Origin of the sequence: Rhizobium viscosum (genome assembly GCF_014873945.1) — a bacterium.
Classification (GTDB): domain Bacteria; phylum Pseudomonadota; class Alphaproteobacteria; order Rhizobiales; family Rhizobiaceae; genus Rhizobium; species Rhizobium viscosum.
In genome coordinates this window covers 2,265,620-2,285,651 of record NZ_JADBEC010000002.1, presented here as the reverse complement: position 1 = coordinate 2,285,651, position 20,032 = coordinate 2,265,620, and the positions used below count along the sequence as shown (strand labels likewise).

At 60.5% G+C, this 20,032-nt stretch carries 16 protein-coding genes; 8 read left to right on the top strand and 8 right to left on the bottom strand.

Annotation, left to right across the window (positions count from 1 at the left end):
* Positions 1-17: 17 nt before the first annotated feature.
* Genes H4W29_RS31400 through H4W29_RS31390 form a run of 3 tightly spaced genes read right to left on the bottom strand, consistent with a single transcriptional unit; the run spans position 18 to position 3,779 of the window.
* Complete coding sequence (locus H4W29_RS31400) at positions 18-1,700, bottom strand: ABC transporter permease (RefSeq protein ID WP_192732649.1); 1,683 nt, start codon at positions 1,698-1,700, stop codon at positions 18-20.
* 11 nt (positions 1,701-1,711) lie between these two features.
* A complete protein-coding gene (locus tag H4W29_RS31395) occupies positions 1,712-2,671 on the bottom strand; it encodes an ABC transporter substrate-binding protein (RefSeq protein ID WP_192732648.1) in 960 nt (319 codons plus the stop codon).
* Positions 2,664-3,779, bottom strand: coding sequence for an ABC transporter ATP-binding protein (locus H4W29_RS31390; RefSeq protein WP_192732647.1), 1,116 nt, complete (start codon positions 3,777-3,779; stop codon positions 2,664-2,666). The genes H4W29_RS31395 and H4W29_RS31390 overlap by 8 nt, the downstream gene beginning before the upstream one ends.
* Positions 3,780-4,211: 432 nt before the next feature.
* Between H4W29_RS31390 and H4W29_RS31385 the strand changes: the two genes are divergently transcribed.
* Entirely contained in the window at positions 4,212-5,042 is an 831-nt protein-coding gene (locus H4W29_RS31385) for an MBL fold metallo-hydrolase (RefSeq protein WP_192732646.1), read from the top strand.
* Here the strand turns inward: H4W29_RS31385 and H4W29_RS31380 are convergent.
* Entirely contained in the window at positions 5,024-5,791 is a 768-nt protein-coding gene (locus H4W29_RS31380; protein WP_192732645.1) for a polysaccharide deacetylase family protein, read from the bottom strand. The two genes, H4W29_RS31385 and H4W29_RS31380, sit on opposite strands and share 19 nt — an antisense overlap.
* Positions 5,781-6,875, bottom strand: coding sequence for a glycosyltransferase family 4 protein (locus tag H4W29_RS31375; RefSeq protein ID WP_192732644.1), 1,095 nt, complete (start codon positions 6,873-6,875; stop codon positions 5,781-5,783). The genes H4W29_RS31380 and H4W29_RS31375 overlap by 11 nt, the downstream gene beginning before the upstream one ends.
* A gap of 192 nt (positions 6,876-7,067) precedes the next feature.
* On the opposite strand from H4W29_RS31375, the gene H4W29_RS31370 reads away from it, so the two are divergent.
* Positions 7,068-8,783 carry an adenylate/guanylate cyclase domain-containing protein gene (locus H4W29_RS31370; RefSeq protein ID WP_192732643.1) on the top strand — a complete coding sequence of 572 codons (1,716 nt, stop codon included), beginning with the start codon at positions 7,068-7,070 and terminating at the stop codon, positions 8,781-8,783.
* Complete coding sequence (locus tag H4W29_RS31365; RefSeq protein ID WP_192732642.1) at positions 8,783-9,661, top strand: FkbM family methyltransferase; 879 nt, start codon at positions 8,783-8,785, stop codon at positions 9,659-9,661. Before H4W29_RS31370 ends, H4W29_RS31365 begins: the two co-directional genes overlap by 1 nt.
* 12 nt (positions 9,662-9,673) lie before the next feature.
* Here H4W29_RS31365 and H4W29_RS31360 read toward each other — a convergent pair whose 3' ends face one another.
* Positions 9,674-10,579 (bottom strand): NAD(P)/FAD-dependent oxidoreductase, encoded by a 906-nt coding sequence (locus tag H4W29_RS31360; protein ID WP_192732641.1) that lies wholly within the window; start codon positions 10,577-10,579, stop codon positions 9,674-9,676.
* A 136-nt stretch (positions 10,580-10,715) separates the two neighbouring features.
* On the opposite strand from H4W29_RS31360, the gene H4W29_RS31355 reads away from it, so the two are divergent.
* Entirely contained in the window at positions 10,716-11,171 is a 456-nt protein-coding gene (locus tag H4W29_RS31355; RefSeq protein ID WP_192732640.1) for an Rrf2 family transcriptional regulator, read from the top strand.
* A 7-nt stretch (positions 11,172-11,178) separates the two neighbouring features.
* On the opposite strand, the gene H4W29_RS31350 is transcribed toward H4W29_RS31355, so the two are convergent.
* Positions 11,179-11,658: a class I SAM-dependent methyltransferase gene (locus tag H4W29_RS31350; RefSeq protein WP_037097255.1), complete on the bottom strand. Its 480-nt coding sequence runs from the start codon at positions 11,656-11,658 to the stop codon at positions 11,179-11,181.
* Positions 11,659-11,779: 121 nt separating this feature from the next.
* Here H4W29_RS31350 and H4W29_RS31345 point away from each other — a divergent pair, with 121 nt between their 5' ends.
* A complete protein-coding gene (locus tag H4W29_RS31345; RefSeq protein WP_192732639.1) occupies positions 11,780-12,955 on the top strand; it encodes a DUF3095 domain-containing protein in 1,176 nt (391 codons plus the stop codon).
* On the opposite strand, the gene H4W29_RS31340 is transcribed toward H4W29_RS31345, so the two are convergent.
* Positions 12,945-14,294, bottom strand: coding sequence for a nucleotide sugar dehydrogenase (locus H4W29_RS31340; RefSeq protein ID WP_192732638.1), 1,350 nt, complete (start codon positions 14,292-14,294; stop codon positions 12,945-12,947). The genes H4W29_RS31345 and H4W29_RS31340 overlap by 11 nt on opposite strands.
* A 416-nt stretch (positions 14,295-14,710) precedes the next feature.
* On the opposite strand from H4W29_RS31340, the gene H4W29_RS31335 reads away from it, so the two are divergent.
* From H4W29_RS31335 to H4W29_RS31325, 3 genes are all read left to right on the top strand, one after another.
* Positions 14,711-16,051 (top strand): adenylate/guanylate cyclase domain-containing protein, encoded by a 1,341-nt coding sequence (locus H4W29_RS31335; RefSeq protein ID WP_192732637.1) that lies wholly within the window; start codon positions 14,711-14,713, stop codon positions 16,049-16,051.
* Positions 16,052-16,235: 184 nt separating this feature from the next.
* Complete coding sequence (locus H4W29_RS31330; RefSeq protein WP_192732636.1) at positions 16,236-18,125, top strand: ABC transporter ATP-binding protein; 1,890 nt, start codon at positions 16,236-16,238, stop codon at positions 18,123-18,125.
* On the top strand, positions 18,125-20,029 hold the full coding sequence (locus tag H4W29_RS31325) for an ABC transporter substrate-binding protein (protein ID WP_192732635.1): 1,905 nt from the start codon (positions 18,125-18,127) through the stop codon (positions 20,027-20,029). The genes H4W29_RS31330 and H4W29_RS31325 overlap by 1 nt, the downstream gene beginning before the upstream one ends.
* Positions 20,030-20,032 lie beyond the last annotated feature (3 nt).

Here is a 20,032-nt window from a genome sequence, read left to right as displayed (position 1 = left end):
TCAATTTAGAGTACGCCTCAATCCGCGACCATATTGCCACGCCGCATCAGCCCCATGAGGATCAGCGGCAACAGCGTAGTAATGCAGATGGCGATGAAGGCCATGGCCATGCCGAGGCCGATGGAGCCCTGCTCAAACTGACGCCAGATGAAGGTCGCGATCATCTGCATGCCGACGGGTGCTACGACGACGGAAGCCACGAGTTCGCGCGAAGCGAGCGCAAATACGAGAAGCATGGAAGAGGCAAGGCTCGGAAAGACGAGCGGCAGCAGGATACGACGGAAGGCGGTCACGCCGTTGGCACCGCAGACACGGGCTGCCGCCTCCAGATTATCGCCGATCTGCTGAAAAGCTGCCGTCGTGTAGCGCACTGGCTGCGGCAGCAGGATGCAGCAATAGGCCAGCAGCAGAATGAAAGCAGTGTTGTAGGGCGTGATCGGCAGGCCCGGCATATTCCAGGCGAGGATGAGGCCAACGGCAACGACGATACCCGGCAGCGCATTCGGCAGGATGGTCATCACATCGATCGCCAAGCGGCCTGAAATCTTCGTCTTCACTACGGTATAGGCGGCCGTCACACCGATCAGGCCCGTTATCAGCGCCGTTCCAATGCCGAGCGAGAAGCTGTTGATCAGTGCCGTCACGGCGCCGGCGCTATTGCCGAACACCGCCATGAAATTGTCGAGGCTGACATTGTCGAAGGCGAGACCGCCGGAGATGGTTCGTGCCAATGCTGTCGCGAGGATGGCCAACAGCGGCACGCCGGTTGCAAGGAAGGCGACGACGGTGAAGGCGATCATCACTGGCACTTTCAGCGCGCCAAGTGGACGCTTGTCCTTGGCCGTCGGCTTGCCGCCGACCGTCTGATACGAGCGGCGCGCGAGGATCCAGCGCTGCAGAAGGAAGGTGACCAGCGACATGGCGACCAGCACCAGCGACAGGATGGCTGCACCGGGCAGATCGATCGGCCAGTCGGTGACGCGAAGGTCGATGCCGGTCACCAGCACCTGGAAACCGGCGCGACGGCCGAGCGCTGCCGGCGTGCCGTATTCCTCGATCGCGGCGGCAAAGACCAGCATCAGGCTCGCGGTCAGGCCTGGCGCCGAAAGCGGCAGCGTGATGCGCCAGAAGGCGCGCGCCGGCGCGGCGCCGAAGACACGGCCGACATCAGCGTAACGTGCGCCGACGGCCTCGACCGTGCGCGATACAGCGAAATAGACGACCGGGAAAGTGTTGAAGGCCATGACCAGCGTCATGCCAAAAATCGAAAACAGGAAAGGCGCCAGATTGAAACCGGCCAGCTGCTGCAGATATCCGCGCGGCTGCAAGGTCATGATCCAGCCGAGTGTCGCGATATAAGGCGGGATCATGAAGGGCACGAGCAGCAGCACGTCCCAGAGGGGCGCGAAGGGAATTCTGTAGAGGGCGCGGAAGACACCGAGCGGTACGGCGACCAGCGCCGAGGCGAACACCACGCAGGCGCCGAGCAGGATGGTATTGCCGCCCATGCGGATCAGCGAACTATCGGCGAGCGTCGCATAAAGGGAGGAGAAAGGGCGCGCAAACGAGCCCTGTCCGAGTTCCGGGAAGATGCCTTGCAGCACCACCGCAATGAAGGGAACGGCGACGACAATAACGAGACCCGCTGTTGCCAGCCAGGCGGCCGGAGCCGTGCCGCCGCCGATGCCGTTTCCTCTCATCAATCTGGACCTTACTTGGCGCCGTAGAGATCGGCGAAGGTCTTCAGCGTTTCCTTGCGCTTGCCGTAGACAGCAGCCGTGTCGTACTTCAGAAGCGTCAGGTCGCTGATCAGGGGGCGGCTTGCGGCAACGTCGGTGCGCGACGGCATCAGCATTTCGCCGGCAACCAGAGCCTGACCTTCGTCGGACAGCATGTAATCGATGAACTTCTTGGCGTCGTCCTGGTTCTTTGACCAGTTCATGATCATGGCCGGGCGCGGTGCGATGACCGTACCGGACTTCGGGAATACGACTTCAATGTTCTCGCCCTTCTTCTGGGCGGCAAGCGCGATGTAATCGACAGCGCCGAAGACGACGGCCTTTGCACCCTGCAGAACCGGGTTCAGGGCGTCGGCATTTGCACCGGCGATGATGGCGCCGTTTGCCTGCAGAGCCTTGAAGAGCTTCCAGTCGTCCTGGCCGCCGAGAGCAGCCGTCAGTTCGAATGAGGAGCCTGACTGTGCCGGGTCCGGAATGTTGACGAGGTCCTTGTATTCCGGCTTCGTCAGGTCAGCCCATTCGGCGGGCTTCGGCGTGCCGCTCTTGGAATTCCAGACGATACCGAGAGCCGAGATGCCCTGTGCGACGGCACCTTCGGACTTCAGGAAGTCCGGAACCTTGGCGGCGTTCGGGCTGGAATAGTTGACGAGCCAGCCGCGCTTGGCGAAGTCGTTTGCCGTATCCCAGGAAGCCGAGATGACGACGTCGACAACCGGATTGGCGGCCTCAGCTTCGATACGGGCCATGACCTTGCCGGTCGTTGCCTGAAAAACATTGACTTTGACGCCGCTCTGCTTGGTGAAGCCAGCCGAAAGCTTGTCGATCAGGCTCTGCGGACCAGCGGTGTAAACGGTGACGTCGGCATGGGCGACGCCAGCCGTCAGGGCTATGGCGACAACGCCAAAAGTGATGCTCTTCAATGACTTAAACATGCTCCAATTTCTCCTCTATGGATTGGTGTATTTCCTGCTGAAACCAACGGATTTGTGTGGCGTCGATCGAAAGGCCGATCGTCTCGCCGGCGCGCAGCTTGGCGCGGCTCAGAACCTGCAATTCCAGGCCGGGCAGGCCGGAGAGCGAAACGCTTGCCAGATGCCCGTCACCGCGGAACTGCGAACGCAGCACGGTAGCAGCTAGTCGATCGGGAGAGGCTTCACCGGCCGAGATGCAGGCGACCGGGATCAGCACGCGAGCGCCGTCACCGGCAATGCCTGCAGCTTCGGTAAGCACGATCTCGCTGCCCTTGAAATGCCAGGCCGGCCCGCGCCGCTCGATATCGGCAAGGCAGCCAAGCCGCAGGAAGTCGGCAACCTCGGGCGTCGCCGGCCGCTCGATCAGGTCGTCGGGCGGGGCAAGCTGCTCGATCAGACCAGAGCGCATGACCGCGACTTCATCGGCAAGCGTCAGCGCCTCGCTATGGTCATGCGTCACATAGATCGCCGTCAGGCCGAGTGTGGATATAAGTTCGGCGAGCTCACCCACCATGTTTTCGCGCAGTTCGCGGTCAAGGTTGGAAAGCGGTTCATCGAAAAGGATGAGCTGCGGCTCGGCGACGATGGCGCGCGCAATCGCCACGCGCTGCTGCTGGCCGCCGGAGAGATCGCTCGGCCGCCTGTCTGCATAGGCAGAAAGGCCGACGCGCTCCAGCGCACGCATCGTCCGGGCCTGGCGCTCGGCCTTGCCGACGCCACGCATTTCAAGCGGAAAGGAAACATTGCCGCCGACGGTCAGATGCGGCCAGAGCGCATAATCCTGAAAGACCATTCCAAGCCCGCGCCGCTCCGGCGGAACGAAAGCGCCAGTCGCGCCATCGGCAACCACAGTGTCGGCAATCGAAACGGCACCCCTGGTCGGCGCAAGCAGGCCGGCAACCAGCCGCAACAGCGTGGTCTTGCCGCAGCCCGAAGGGCCGAGCAACGCCAGCGTCTTGCCCTTTTCCAGAGAAAAATCAATGCCTTTGAGAATCTGCGCCGCCCCGTAACTCAATTCCAGACCCACCGCGGCAACGGCAGAGGACGATCGAATTGAGGGGGCGTTCATGGGCAGACCAAATGTCGCTTTAAAGAAAGTATGGCGACATTTAGGCACCCCAAATGACAGCTTGGCGACAGATTTATTTCGGTTTTATGACAATATCTTCTCAAGAAGGGAACGTTGGCGTTTCATGCAGTTTTGCGGCTTCGACACCGCCAAAAGCAACGAATTTGCATTTTCGGTCGCGCGCAACCATTTAAGATGCATGATCCTGCGGGAGATGTCGCAACCTCGCATATGCCGGAACGTTTACAGAAAACGAACCATACCGGCTTGCATTCTGAGCCAAAAGCCGATTGCTTAGGAAAATCTACTTCTTCTTCGGCTAGCCGTTAGAAGAGCGCGAGGGGATATAGGCAAACCCGTGGAATTCTGCAGCTTCGCATCGGGCTCGATGGTGACTACGATGACGAAGCGGGAAAGCTGGTTTGAAGGAAAATGAGTAACGATCTGTTTCAGGTAAAATTTTGGGGCGTGCGGGGAAGCATCCCCGTCTCAGGCCCGGAATTCGACCGATATGGAGGCAACACCTCCTGCATTGAAATCCGCTGCGGCGAGCACCGGATGCTGTTCGACGCAGGCTCAGGCCTGCGTGAAGCTGGCCTGTCGCTCATTGCCGACGAAGTCCGCGATGTCGATCTCTTCTTCAGTCACTGCCATTACGACCACATCATCGGCCTTCCATTCTTCAAGGCGATCTATTACCCGTCGATCAACGTCAACATCTGGTCCGGCCATCTGGATGGCAAGATGAGCACGCGCGAGATGGTCGAGCAGTTCATCAGCCCACCCTGGTTTCCGGTAAAGACCGATATCTGTCAGGCGACGATGAACTTCCGCGATTTCCATGCGGGTCAGACGCTGACCCCGCATGAAGGCGTCGAAATGCAGACCTACATGCTGAACCATCCGGGCGGGGCGATCGGTTATCGCATCCACTGGAAGGGACGCATCGTGGCGCTGATCTACGACATCGAGCACATTCCGGGTACCCATGATCCGGTGGCGCTTGAGATGATGAAGGATGCCGATCTCGTCGTCTACGACTGCACCTACAACGAAGACGAGATGCAGCGCTTCAAGGGCTTCGGCCACTCCACGTGGCAGCACGGCACTGAACTTGCGACGATGGCAGGCGCAAAACGCTTCGCCCTGTTCCATCATGCACCCTCGCGTACCGATGAGCAGCTTGCCGTCATGGAAAGCGAGGCGCAGGCCGCTTTTGCCGGCGCCTTCGCGGCCCGCGACAATCAGGTCGTCGAAGTCTGATCCTTGACGAGTGCGGCAGCGGAAACCCATTCCACCGCGGGATGGCCCGCCGTCGCCTCAAAGAGTTCGGCAAGGAAATCCCAGGCCGCCGCGTCATGCACCAGATGATGCCCGAGAACACCGATCGGCTCGCTGCTGCCCTCGAACCTGTCCCGTAATTCCCCGACCAATTCGCCGATCAGGTCTGCCATCGGCCGCCCCCCACGTGTGCCGTGCCAGTCCATTAGGTCGACATGGGAGTTGACGATGGCGAGCGGGCCTTCCCCCTTGACGCGTCCGTAAGTGGAAAGGGATTCGAAACCGAGCGCCGGCAGCTTGGGAATGAGACCCTTGTCAATCCGGTTCCAAGGCGGAACCAGCATCGTGAGAAAGCGTGCCGGATAGAGATCCTTCAGTTTCAGGAAGCCTTCAAAGAGCTCGCCGAGAATCGTTTCTTCCAGACGTGATCCACCGAGTTCCTGCTTCTTGTCGTCAGGTCCAGCATGATTGTGATGCGCCCAGCCGTGAACCGCCACGCTGACATGCGCCTCGTCCGCAAGCCGTTGAGCGAGCGGTGCGCCCGTAAGGGCCGGGATGACCGCAAGCGTGACGGGGATGCCGTAGTTTTTCGTCTCGGCGAGCAGTCGTTCCAATGCCGCCGTCGGCTCGATTGCGTCGTCATCCCGCAGCCAGAGCCGCGCCACACGGCCGGCGTCGCGCCAGCGCTCCAGCTCCCGATACAACGGCTCGCGGATGCTGCTATCGATCATGTGCTGCTCCTGCATGATTGCGTAGGATCAAATCCAGTTCATAAGACGCGCCGGCAAGCGAACGCTCGTTGAGGACGAAGCGGCGGGCAGCGGATGCCATGACGTCACGGCGCCCTCGGTCATCCAGCAGTCCGGCAATGGCCCGCGCATAGGCTTCTATATCGCCATCAGGCGTCAACAGCCCGGTCGTATCGGCTTCCACCACAGCAGGCACACCGGCAGTCTTCTGCGCCGCGACGGGAAGCCCCGCCGCCTGCGCTTCGAGATAGGCAAGTCCATAGGCTTCGCCGCAGCCCGGCCACACATAGATGCCGCTCTTCGAAAGCAGGTCGGCTATCTCTTCCGGCTCCCTCTGGCCGAGCCAGTCGATACGATCGGGCGCAAAGCCCGCAAACATCGCCTGCACCTCAGCCCTCAGCGGACCGTCGCCAATGATGCCGAGCGTCCAGGGCCGATCCTCGATCATGCGTAGTGCCGCAGCGAGCATCTTGTAGCTCGCCATCTTGTCACCCGCCCGCATCATGGCCACGGTCATCAGGCGTTGCGGATCGGGAGCGGGCGTTATCGCCTCGAAGAGCACTGTGTCGATGAAAGGTCTTACTTCGGCAATACGCGCTTTGGGAAAGACGTCTTCCAACCCTTTCCGATCGCGTTCGGTAAAGGCGATGTTGATCGCCGCCTGCCGGATCGCGTCAGCGACCGGTTTCTGGAAGGAGGCCCAGCCCATCCCGTCGCGCTTGCGCGAATAGGAGGCTTCCGCCGTGACATAGGGAATGGCGAATTGCTCCGCGATGGTGGGCCCGAAGAGATCCGGAGACTTGTAATAGGGATGGTAACAGAACCAGAGTTCCGGCTTCGGCTCGTCCCGCCATTTACGCTGCAGCCGTTGAAGCTCATCTTTCGCCGTCACCAGCACATCCACCGCCGCCTCCGGCGTGCCGGCATGGACACGGAATTCGGACACGACCTCGACCGAATGACCGGCCATTTCCAGCGCTCGGATCAACAGCCGCGCCATCAACCGATCGCCAGAGGGCACGGGATGATCAGGCGATTTCATCGGCGCGTAGAAAGCGATCCGCATCGCGACACTCCGTTTGTGACAGTGTGTTTCCAATCGGCGCTCGCGCCGTAAGCGAAAATTTCCGCTATTGTCACTATCCTTGAACGATACAGGCAGGCATACCGAAGCGATCGTGATTAGACGAGACGATAATTCCGCCCTTTTTCGTCTTCTCTAGTGCATTTGCGATTTGAGCTTCAAGAACAGGAATTGATGACCACGGTCTGGGCCACAGGGATTTTTTCGGAGCGCACGATCAGGAAGGCCAGACTTGGTTCCGGCCTTGTGATGTTCGTCTTCATCATCCTGCATATGTCGAACCATGCGTTGGGGCTCGTTTCGCTGACGGCAGCTGATGACGCGCGCCGGCTGTTTCTGGCGATCTGGCGCAATCCACTGGGCACCCTTCTCTTCTACGGCTCGGTCCTCGTCCATATGACGCTGGTGCTGCGTGGGCTCTATATGCGCCGCAGCCTCGTCATGCCGAAGAACGAGATGGCACAGATCGTTCTCGGCCTTCTGATTCCGCTGCTGCTCATCGACCATGTCATCGGCACACGCATCGTCCATGCGCTCTACAGCTATACCGACAATTACGAGACGATCGTTCGCACGCTCTGGATCAACTCACCGCAGAACGGCGTACGCCAGACATTCGCACTGCTCGCCGTCTGGATCCATGGCTGTATCGGCATCCATTTCTGGCTTCGCTATCGGCCCTGGTACGACAATTCCTCATCGCTGCTTCTGGCGATCGCCATCCTCCTGCCGGTGCTGGCGCTGCTCGGCTTCGTCGAGATGGGCCGCACGCTCTCCGATCCTTCCTACATCGAGTCAGAATCCGGCCACTACGAAGAAACCATCAATACCCGCTATTACAACGATCCTGAGGCGCGTGAGAAAATCGCGACGATCCGCGCCGGGCTTTACGGCAGCTTCTCCGCAGCGCTTGCCCTCGTCATCCTGGCGCGGGCGCGCCGCAGGCTGAAAGAGCGCGCCAACCAGGTCGCGGTTCACTATCCTGGCGGCGAGACGGTGCGCGTGCCACGCGGCTTCACAGTGCTGGAGGCAAGCAGGCTTGGCGGCCTGCCGCATTATTCGGTCTGCGGCGGCAAGGGCCAGTGCTCCACCTGCCGCGTGCAGATCCTCAGCGATTATTGGACCCTGCCGCCGCCCGACAAGCTGGAGCAGACGACGCTGAAGCGTATCAATGCGGCAGCTGATGTACGCCTCGCCTGTCAGCTCCGCCCGGATAAGGACTTGACCGTCGCGCCGCTGCTCGTCCCGCAGACAGAGGCTGCCCTTCCCGCCAACAGCCAGGAAACCAGCCCCGGCCGCGAGCGCGAGATCGCCGTGCTCTTCTGCGACATGCGCCATTTCACCACGCTGACCGAAACCCGCCTGCCCTTCGACGTCGTCTTCCTACTCAACCGCTATTTCGGGATCGTCGGCAAGGCGGTGGAGCAGGCCGGCGGACGGCTCGACAAATTCATCGGCGACGGCGCCATGGCACTCTTCGGCCTCAACACCACGCCTGAGGAAGCCTGTCGGCAGGCTGTGGCAGCCGCAACCGCGATTGTTGCCGAGGTGGAAAAGCTTGCCGCCGAACTTTCCGACGAACTGCCTTTGCCGCTGCAGATCGTTATCGGCATCCACGCCGGCCCGGCAGTCGTCGGCACGATGGGCTACGGGCGCGTGCGCAGCCTGACTGCCGTCGGCGATACGGTCAATGTGGCAAGCCGTCTGGAGACCGCGGCCAAGGACCTCAACGCTGCAATCGTCATTTCCGAGCCGGTCGCGATGCGCGCAGGCATTGATCCGGAAACTGTCGAAAGCTGCGAAATCAATGTGCGAGGCCGGGCGCTCCCCTTGAAAGTCTATGTCATTCCAAGAGAGAACGCCGCCGTACCGCTCAAGGAAAAACAATAATGTCCGGCCAAGCATGGCTTACTGGCAAATATTGGAAGCGCCGTTTGCGCAAGGCGCGCAATGTGCTGGTCACACGTGTCTTCAATACCCGCTTTGGCCGCCGGCTGCTGATCGAGAATATCGGGCCGCGCGTCACCTCGATGACGGTCGATGCCGGCGATCACCTGATGAGTTTTTCACCTGCCGACTATATCGGCCGCAAGGTCTTCCGGAAGGGCCATTTCGAACGCGAGGCCGTCGACCGGCTGCTCGTGATCCTGCGCGAGCGCGGCCTGCTGAAAAAGGACAGCATGCTGCTGGAGATCGGCGGCAATATCGGCACACAGACAGTCTATTTTGCGCTTGCCCGCGCATTTGCTGGAATCGTCAGCGTCGAGCCGGACCCGCGCAATTTCCGCCTTCTGGAACAGAATATCCGCCAGAACGGCCTTATCGACACGGTGCGCCTCGTCAACTGCGCCGCCGGCGAAGGTGAAGGCCAGATCGACTTCTTCCTGAACGGCGCCAATCACGGCAAGAGCAGCGCCATCCGCCAGAGCGCCAGCGACCGGAAGATCACCGTTCCGGTGCGATCCGTGACCGGCATCCTCGACGGACTCGGCATCGACCAGGCGGCCATTGGCCTGGTCTGGATGGATATCGAGGGTTACGAACCGGTTGCCTGCCGCTCGATGCTGCCGCTGCTTGCCCGCCGGGCGCCTCTCTATATGGAATTCACGCCGCTCTTTTACGGCCAGGAGGGCACGAAAGCCTTCATTCACACGCTCGCCAGCTTCTACGAGGATTGCCTCGTGGTCTTCGAGGACGGCGAGAAGGAGATGAAAGTCCGTGATCTGCCGGGCGCATTCGATCAATATGACGTGCTGTTCCTGCCTTAGACCGAAGAAGAACTATCGGGCAGACTGCATCGCCAGCGATTGATGGCAATGTACACCGGCGAGCACGCCGGAAGCGGACGCGAGCGTGGCGTTATGCATGGCACTTGCCGCATCGCCGGCGGCAAAGACACCCTTGACGGTGGTTTCCTTGTTATCTCCGGTCCGGATGAGCGGACCGAACGGACCATCGTCGAAGACACAACCGAGTTGTTCGGCAATCGGGCTCGCCATCGCCGTTTTCGGAGCGACGAACACAGCATCCAGCGGCACGACTCGGCCATCGGCGAGGCGAACGGCCTCAAGCTTGGGACTATCGCCCAATAATTCCGCAACGGGGCTGTGTTCGATCCGTACGCCACGAGCGGTCAGCCGTACGAGTTGCTCTTCGTCGGGCTCGAACAGCGCCTGCGTGAAATAGGTTGTCTCTCCCCAGTCGGGAATGAGTATGGCCGCATGTGCCGATTGCGGATGGTTTGCGAGCACACCGAGCTTGCCGCCGCTTACCTCATAACCATGGCAATAGGGGCAGTGCAGCACGGAGCGGCCCCATCGCTCCCGCAGGCCGGAGATCTCAGGCAGCGTGTCGCTTATGCCGGTCGCCAGCACGATACGCGCGGCCCTTTCCTGGCCACCGCCCTTGATGTCGATCACGAATTCATCGCCATCGGCACGCGCCTGAACAACTTCCCCGTCGCGGATGGTGATGTTCGGATAAAGCGAAAGCTGCCGCTTTCCCTCCCGCATGATCGCCGCCGGCGTCTGGCCGTCCTGGCCCAGGAAGCCATGTGACGCCTGCGAAAATCGATTGCGCGGCGCGCCCGCATCGATAAGCAGAACCCGTCGTCGCGCCCGGGCAAGCTGCATTGCCGCGGACAGGCCGGCGAAATTTCCGCCGATGACAATGGCCTCGAATGGCATGGACCTCTCCTTTGACGCCGCCTCAATCATGGATCAACATAAGTTACATGAAATAGCGCAGTCAAGCATCATGTCACTTGTCTTGTTACGATCCACTTGTGATAATGGCCCGTTCGATCGACAGGAATAGAACTTCATGCGCAATGACAGCCGCCTTTCACGCATGCTGCACGTGCTGATCCACATGAATCGGCATGAGCATTCCGCAACCTCCGAAATGATTGCAAAAATGCTGAACACCAATCCCGTCGTCGTGCGCCGCACCATGGCCGGCCTCCGAGAACAGGGCTATGTCCGTTCCGAAAAGGGACATGGCGGGGGCTGGACGCTGGTGCGCCCGTTGTCGGAAATCACGCTGCTCGATGTCTATCGCGCCATAGGCGAACCGCATCTCTTCGCCATCGGCCCGGCCGACGACCAGCCGACATGCCTTGTGGAACAGGCCGTGAATGCCGCTCTCGAGGATGCGATGAAGGAGGCACAGGCGCTGCTCCTGCGGCGATTGGGCAGCGTGACGCTGGACGAAATCGCGGCCGACTTCGAGGCAAAATTTGCCGCGCTCTCGGCTACATCCTATTCCTGCGCTTCATGAGTGCGGATCATTTCCTGCGGTAGAGAAAATACCGGCCTTCCTTGATGCCGCCGGGCAGAGGTAGAGGCAAAAGCTCGGGATGTTCCAACGGCAGGCCGCTGACGGCGATGCCGTGATGGGTAAGCACACCAGCCATCAATTGCGGCAGCCAGGTCAGCGTCACGGCGTCGATCTCGTCATGGCCGGTGCCGATATCGGCGTGGGCGAGCGCAGCATTGATCCCGAGGAACGCCTGGCCGGTGTCGCGGATATTGCCCGTCACCATATTTTCGGCTGGCGGCGTGGAGGCGGAATAGGAGCGTATTTCCCAATCGAAGGCGATAATGCGGCGGTCGGGAAAATGCTCGCGCAGATGGTCGTAGGTGCGGCCATTGCCGAGGCCGAATTCGAGCACCGGCCCCTTCACCTCTTCCACCAGATCGATGATGGCATTGAGAATATCGCGTTGAGCCGTCAATCGGCGAATGAAGCTGTCGAGGCGGCTCATTTTGTCCTGTCCGTCATAAAATATGTCAGTGGTGCTACCATATCGATGCAGTGTAAGTCGATTGCCGGAAACGCAAATTGCCGTTGCAGCGGCAACACGGGTCTGTGATAAACTCGGCCTCATGAACGAGATATCCAACGACGCATTCTTCGCCAACGTGCCTGTTTTCAGCGACTTCGAAGGCGTGACCAATGAAAGCAATTACCAGCCGCTGCCCGAAGGGTGGGTGCTGGCGATGGCCGATATCGTTGGCTCGACGAAGGCGATTTCCGGCGGCCGCTACAAGGACGTCAACATGGCTGGCGCAAGCGTCATTTCCGCCGTGCTGAATGCTGTCGGCCAGGGCGACTATCCCTTCGTCTTTGCCGGCGACGGCGCGCTGATCGCCTTGCCCGCTTCGCTTGAGAAGGAAGCGCGCACAGCACTTGCCGCAACGCAGGTCTGGGTGAAGGAGGATCTTGACCTCGATCTTCGTATCGCCATCGTGCCGATCGCCGATATCCGCGCGGAAGGTCTCGATGTACGCGTCGCCCGCTATTCGGCAAGCCCTTACGTCACCTATGCGATGTTTTCCGGCGGTGGCACGATCTGGGCCGAGAAGAACATGAAGATGGGCCGGTACGGAGTCGAAAAGGCCGCACCCGGCACCCGGCCGGATCTGAGCGGCCTCTCCTGTCGCTGGAGCCCGATCGAGGCCCGCAACGGCGAGATCGTCTCGATCATCGCCGTGCCCGGCGAGGACGGTCCCGGCTCGGAATTTCAGGCTCTCGTTGCCGGCATTGTTTCGATCACAGCCGAACAGAACCGCAGCGGGCATCCCGTGCCGGAAGACGGACCGGAGCTTGGCTTCTCAATGAAGGGCATCAATCGCGAGGTGAAAGCCACCGCACCTGAGGGCAAACGCCTGCGGCAAAAGCTCCTCATTCTCCTGCAGATCGGCCTGATCGTTTTCCTCCACAAATTCGGCATCACCTTTGCCCAGTTCAATGCCCGTCGTTACAAGCAGGACGTCTCGGGTAATTCGGATTTCCGCAAATTCGACGATGGGCTGAAGATGACCATCGACGTCGACGCCGCCCATCTCGCGCGCATCGAGATGCTGTTGAAGCAGGCTCAGGAAAAGGGCGTGGCGCGCTACGGCCTGCACCGCCAGTCATCGGCACTGATGACCTGCTTCGTGCCAACGCCGCTGTCGCGCGACCACATGCACTTCATCGACGGTGCTGCCGGCGGTTACGCCGTTGCCGCCAGCCAGATCACGGGCAAGCAGCTTTCGGGCGTGCTCGTTACGCCTTGATGACGTGATCGGCCGCAAGGCCGAGCCGGCTGAAGACGTTTCGGGTATCGACAATCAGTTTGCCGCTCTTAGAGAGAGCCGCATAGTCGATCATGTCGTGATCGGTCGCGATGAGAACCGCGTCGTATTCCGCAATGGCTTCCGGCGTCAGGTCTACGGATTTCCGGCCCTTCAGCGCCTGATATTCGCGCGTCGACGGAATCTCCGCGACGAAGGGGTCATGATAATCCGCCTTGCCGCCGCGCTCCTCGATGATTTCAATCAGGCGCAGAGACGGGCTTTCTCTGATATCGGCAACGTTCTTCTTGTAGGCGAGGCCAAGCACGAGGACGCGTGAGCGGCTGAGCGCCTTGCCGGCACGAATATCCAGCGCCTCGGCCAGCTTGCCGACGACATGGCGCGGCATCGCCGAATTGATTTCACCGGCAAGCTCGATGAAGCGTGTCGGCAGCTCGTATTCACGCGACTTCCAGGTGAGGTAGAAAGGGTCGATCGGAATGCAGTGACCACCGAGACCAGGTCCGGGATAGAAGGGCATAAAACCGAACGGCTTGGTCTTGGCGGCATCGATGACCTCCCAGACATCGATGCCCATTGCCGCATAGACGGTCTTCAGCTCGTTGACGAGGGCGATGTTGACCGAGCGGAAGATGTTTTCGGTGAGCTTCACCGCCTCCGCCGTCGCATTGGAGGAGACCGGGACGACGGTCGAGACGGCGGCTCCGTAGAAAGATTTCATCAGCGACAGGGCTTGCGTGCCGTCGCCTGCGACAACCTTCGGGATCGTCGCGGTGTGGTAATGCTGGTTGCCGGGATCCTCGCGCTCCGGCGAGAAACCGACGAAGAAGTCGGAACCGGATTTCAGCCCAGTCCCTTCGAGAATGACCTTTACGATATCATCGGTCGTGCCGGGATAGGTTGTCGATTCCAGTACGATGAGCTGGCCCGGCCGCAAATGCGCGGCGATCGACCGCGACGTCGCCTCCACGAAGGAAAGATCGGGATCGCGATGTTTGGTGAGCGGTGTCGGCACGCAAATGACGATCACGTCGCAATCCGAAAGGAGGGCGAAATCTGTCGTCGAGGAGAAACGCCCCGCATCGATCTCGGCCGCCAGCGCCTCATTCGTCACCGCATCGATATAGGAGCGGCGGGCATCCAGCGCGACGATCTTCTTCGGATCGATATCGAAGCCGATCACGGCAAAGCCGCTGCGGGCCACAGCCATCGCCAGCGGCAGGCCGACATAGCCGAGGCCGATGATACCGGCACGCGCCGTGCGGGCCTCGATCTTCTTTGAAAGCGTCTCGAAGGTGGAAGAGCGTGCGTCCAAGGCCATGCCTCTTGCGAAAAGTGAATCCGAACGCTGATCTAATGCATGATCGCGGTAAATTAAACCCGGCCCGTTCGGAGTGCCGACCTTGCCGCGCCTTGGATCATCAGCCGGGTGTGGCCGAAATGACTCGAGGCTGCCAATCCGGCAACCGGGACGCACAAAAAAATTCCTGATGCCATTGTTTCGCACTTTCAGCGTGCCTATTTTGGCAAAAGATAATGAACTACTTTGCAAAGATTGCTCGCCCGTTTCCAGGAGGTCGGAAGCCGGCGGGTGTCACAGCCGGCTATCGGCAATCGTTGACACGATAATACCGCTCGTACATCCTGATTCCTTTGTGATCTGCTCGTCGTGAATGGGCAGGTCCGGGTTGTTTTTGCCTTTCGGGATGGACGTGCGACATGAGGATAATACCAAGAATGAGCACGATCGAATCCAGCGTATCCTCCATTTTGTTGGACCGAGTTGCTGAATGGCTGACGAATTCTTCGCTGGCCGGTGACGACCTTGAAAACATCGTGCGCGGTTTCTGCGAGCGGCTTGCGGCCGCCGGCCTGCCACTCGCGCGCGTGCACCTGACCTTCTCGATGCTGCATCCGCTCTATGACGCGCTGAGCTTCACCTGGAAGCGCGCGAGCGGCGTGACCATCGAGGGCTTCCGCATGCCGGCCGGCCAGAAGCCGGACCGTTTCCTGCAGAGCCCCTATTTCCATCTTCTCGACAACAATCTGCAGCATATCCGCCGCCGTATCATGCCCGACGGCCCGAGTGAATTTCCGATCTTCGAGGATCTCAGGCAGGAAAAGATCACCGATTACCTCGCCTTCGTGCAACCCTTCGGTGACGGATCGGTGCAGGGCATGATGGGTTCCTGGTCGACCGACAGCTCGGCCGGTTTTTCCGACGACATGATCGACGCGCTGCTGCGCATGCAGAACCATCTTGCGGTCGCCGCCAAGATGGCGGTGCTTGCCAAGCTCGCCAACAATATGCTGACCACCTACCTCGGCGGCGATGCCGGCAAACGCGTGTTGAACGGCCAGGTTCGTCGTGGCGACGGTGAGACGATCCGTGCCGCTCTCGTCATGGCGGATATGCGCGAATCGACCATGTATGCCGAGAAAGAAGGCCGGCAGGCCTATATCGATACGCTGAACCAGTTCTTCGATGCGATCGCCGCGCCCTTCAACCGCAACGGCGGCGAAATCCTGAGCTTCCTCGGCGACGGCTTCCTGGCCGTCTATCCCTGCGGCCGCCACAAGGACCCCTCCAAGATCGCCTGTGAGGCGGCGCTTTCCGCAGTGCATCACGCTCAGGCGCGGGTTGCCGAACTGAACAAGGATCGCGAGGCGAAGGGGCTTCCGAAGATCGGCTACGGCATCGGCCTGCATGTCGGCAATGTCATGTTCGGCAATGTCGGCCTGAAGGATCGCCTTACCTTTTCCGCCTTCGGCTCTGCAGTGAACGAAGTGCAGCGCCTGCAGGTCCTGACCAAGAAATACAGCCGCGAGGTCGTCGCGAGCCAGGCCTTTGCCGGCTATTGCGGCGGCGAATGGATCACGCTCGGCGAGGAAAAGCTGCGCGGGATCCGCCAGAAGGTGACGGTGCTGCAACCGCGGGCGCCGACGTCCGGCCTCCATGTCGACGAAGGCTTCCGCGAATCCGTTCAGAATGGCCTTTCCGAAGCCGAACAGGTCATCATGCTTCACCGCGACAAGAAACAGGTAAAACGCACGCCGATCGAAAAATTCATTCAGTAATTACGCGCGAACATTGCAGCCGCTTTAGCCGCTGCGCCGCATATGAGAACCCTCGCATCAGGCGCCTTGTAAAACAGGCGCCATGTGCTGCTTTTTCCCATGCCTGTCATCAACTGGACACCCCGTTTACGGTACGATAGTGTGCCTTAACGGGAACACATAAGGACTGGGGAATTTCATTGGTATGGCGTCTGCAGCCGATCTGTTGCGTATTGAGAATCTGGATGTCGCCTTCTCCGTTTTCGGCGACCGGCTGCGTGTCGTAAAGGAAGCCAATCTCCGCATCCTGCCGGGGAAAGTGACTGCCCTCGTCGGCGAAAGTGGCTCCGGCAAATCTGTCATCAGCCAGTCGATCATGGGCATCCTGCCGTCACCCGCCAATGCGAGTGGCCGTATCCTGTTTACCGACCCGCTGGATGGCAAGGCGACCGATATTCTCTCCCTGTCGCGCGACAGCGCCGAAATGCGCGACCTGCGTGGCCGCCGCATGGCGACCATCTTCCAGGAGCCGATGACATCGCTCTCACCGCTCCACACGGTCGGCAATCAGATCAGCGAGGTTTTGCTGATCCACACGGATGCCGACAAGAAGGAAGCGCGCGAGCGCACTGAGGAAATGCTTGGCCTCGTCGGCTTTTCCAATCCGAAACGCACCTACGATATGTATCCGTTCGAGCTTTCAGGCGGCATGCGTCAGCGCGCCATGATTGCCATGGCGCTGATCTGCAGGCCGGCGCTCCTGATTGCCGACGAGCCGACCACCGCGCTCGACGTGACGATCCAGGCTCAGATCCTCGAACTGCTGCGCGACTTGCAGGCCAAGCTCGGCATGGCCATGCTGCTCATCACCCACGATCTCGGGGTTGTCGCCAATATGGCCGATGAAGTGGTGGTGATCTATCACGGCGAGATCATGGAAGCCGGCCCGGTCGAGGCAATCTTCCGCAATCCGCAGCATCCCTATCTTAAGGCCCTGATGGCCGCGGTTCCGCATTTCGACATGAAGCCGGGCGAGCGACTGAAAGCGCTGCGAGAGGTTCCGGTCAATCTGGAATCGCTGATCGGCAAGAAGAAGCCGGCCGAAAAGGAAGCGCCCGGTGTGCTCCTTTCCGTCGCCAACCTTTCCAAGACCTTCAAGACACGCAAACGTAGCTTCTTCGGTGGCCAGGAAGCCACCGTCGTGCGCGCTGTTGATGATGTCAGCTTCGATATCCGCCGCGGCGAATGTCTGGGGCTCGTCGGTGAATCCGGCTGCGGCAAAACGACCGTCAGCAAGATTCTGATGCGCGCAGTCACGCCTGATAGCGGCGCGGTCGTCTTCAACGATGGCAAGGATGTCATCGACGTCCTCTCCGTCAAAGGTTCGGAACTGCAGGACCTGCGCACCAAGATCCAGATGGTGTTTCAGGACCCGGTTTCTTCGCTTTCGCCGCGCATGACGGTACGCAACATCCTCAGCGAGCCGCTCGAAATCCACGATCGTGGCAACAGCGCCGAGCGCAAGCAGAAGGTCGAGGCGCTGATGGGCGCGATCGGCCTCGACCGACGCTATCTCAACCGCTATCCGCACAGTTTCTCCGGCGGCCAGCGCCAGCGCATCGGGATAGCCCGCGCACTCGCTCTTGGCCCCAAGCTTATCATCCTCGACGAACCGGTCTCGGCGCTCGACGTGTCTGTGCAGGCGCAGATCCTTAACCTTCTGAAGGACCTGCAGAAAGAACTCGGACTTACCTATCTGTTCATCTCGCACAATCTCGCAGTCGTCGACTACATGGCAGACCGCATCGCCGTCATGTGCAAGGGCCGTATCGTCGAGATCGCCCCACGTGAGATCATTCTGCGCAATCCGGTTCACCCCTATACGAAGTCATTGCTTGCCGCCGTTCCTTTCCCGGATCTCGACAGGCCGCTCGACTTCAAGGCGCTGCAGGAAAACGGCGCGGCCGACAAGCAAAACTGGGGGCCGGTCTTCCGCGCGGACCACGATGACGCTTCCGAACTCGCTTATGCCGATCTCGGCGGCGGCCATCTGGTGCGCGCCCGCAAGGGCGCCGATGCGAAGGAGCTGGTCTGATGGTGACGCGCCGTATCTTTCTCGGCGGCCTGATCGGCTCGGTCATCGCGCCATCGGTACTGCAGGCCCAGCAGCTCGCCGAGCCGGAAATTTTGAAGGCCAGGGTCGCTGACGGCAGTCTGCCGCCAATGGCCGAGCGCATTCCGACCGAGCCGCGTATCGTCAATCTCAAGGACATGGGCCGCGTGCCCGGCACCTATGGCGGCACTGTGCGCACCATCATCGGCGGTGTGCGCGATATCCGCTACATGACGGTCTACGGCTATTCGCGGCTGGTCGGCTACGACACGAACCTGCAGTTCCAACCCGATATCCTGCGGGACTTCACCTCGGAGAATGACACGGTCTTTACCTTTTACCTGCGCGACGGACACAGGTGGTCTGACGGGCATCCCTTCACGGCCGAAGCCTTCCGCTACTGGTGGGAAGAAGTCATCCTCAACAAGGAACTGACGCCCGGCGGCGGTGCGCTGGAACTGCGTCCGCACGGCTCCCTGCCACGCTTCGAAGTGCTCGACGAGCTGACTGTGCGCTACAGCTGGGACAAGCCCAACCCGGTTTTCCTGTCGGCGCTTGCCGGACCTCTGCCGCTCGTTATCTATGGCCCAGGGCATTACCTGAAACAGTTCCACAAAGGCTTTCAGGACAAGGCCAAGCTTGAAGAGCTGATGAAAAAGAACCGAGCCAAGAAGTGGGCCGATCTGCACATCAAGATGGCCCTCGCTTCCCGGCCCAACAATCCCGATCTGCCGACGCTCGATCCCTGGAAAAACCGCACGGCCCCGCCGGCCGATCAGTTCGTCTTCGAGCGCAATCCGTTCTTCCACCGCGTGGACGAGAACGGCATGCAGCTGCCCTATCTCGACCGCTTCATCCTCAACGTCTCGTCCTCCTCGATCATCGCTGCCAAGGCGGGTGCGGGCGAATCCGACCTGCAGGCGACCGGCATCGACTTCAACGACTACACCTTCCTGAAGGAGGCTGAAAAGCGCTTCCCGGTGAAGGTAAATCTCTGGAAGATGGCCCGCGGCTCGCGCATCACATTGTTGCCGAACCTCAATGTCGCCGACGAAGCCTGGCGCACGCTCTTTCGCGACGTGCGCTTCCGCCGAGCCTTGTCGCTGGCGATCAACCGGCATGAGATCAACATGGTGGCCTTCTACGGCCTCGGCAAGGCGAGTGCCGATACGGTGCTGCCCGAGAGCCCGCTCTTCAAGCAGGAATATGCCGACGCCTATGTGAATTTCGACCCTGAGACGGCCAACAAGCTGCTCGACGAACTCGGCCTCGACAAGCGCGACAGCGATGGCATCCGCCTGCTGCCTGATGGACGCCGCGCCGAGATCACCGTCGAGACAGCCGGCGAGAGCAATCTCGACACGGACGTTCTGGAACTCGTGCACGATCACTGGGCCAATATCGGTCTGGCGCTCTTCACCCGCACCTCGCAGCGCGACGTCTTCCGCAATCGCGCCATGAGCGGCTCGATCATGATGTCGATCTGGTACGGGCTGGATAACGGCGTGCCGACCGCCGACATGTCTCCCTATGGACTAGCCCCTACGCTGGATGACCAGCTTCAATGGCCGCTCTGGGGCATGTACTATCTTTCGGCCGGTCAGGAAGGCAAGGCGCCAGATCTGCCGGAGGCGGCCGAGCTTGTCGATCTCCTGAACCAATGGGGCGCAAGTGCTACGACGGAAGAGCGCGAGGTTATCTGGCACAAGATGCTGTCCCTCTATACCCAGCAGGTCTTTTCGATCGGCCTCATCAACAGCACGCTGCAGCCGATCCTCAGATCCGCCAAGATGCAGAACGTGCCGGAGCACGCGCTCTACGGCTTCGATCCAACCTCCTTCCTCGGCGTCTACCTGCCGGACACCTTCTGGTTCAAGGAGGCCTGAGCG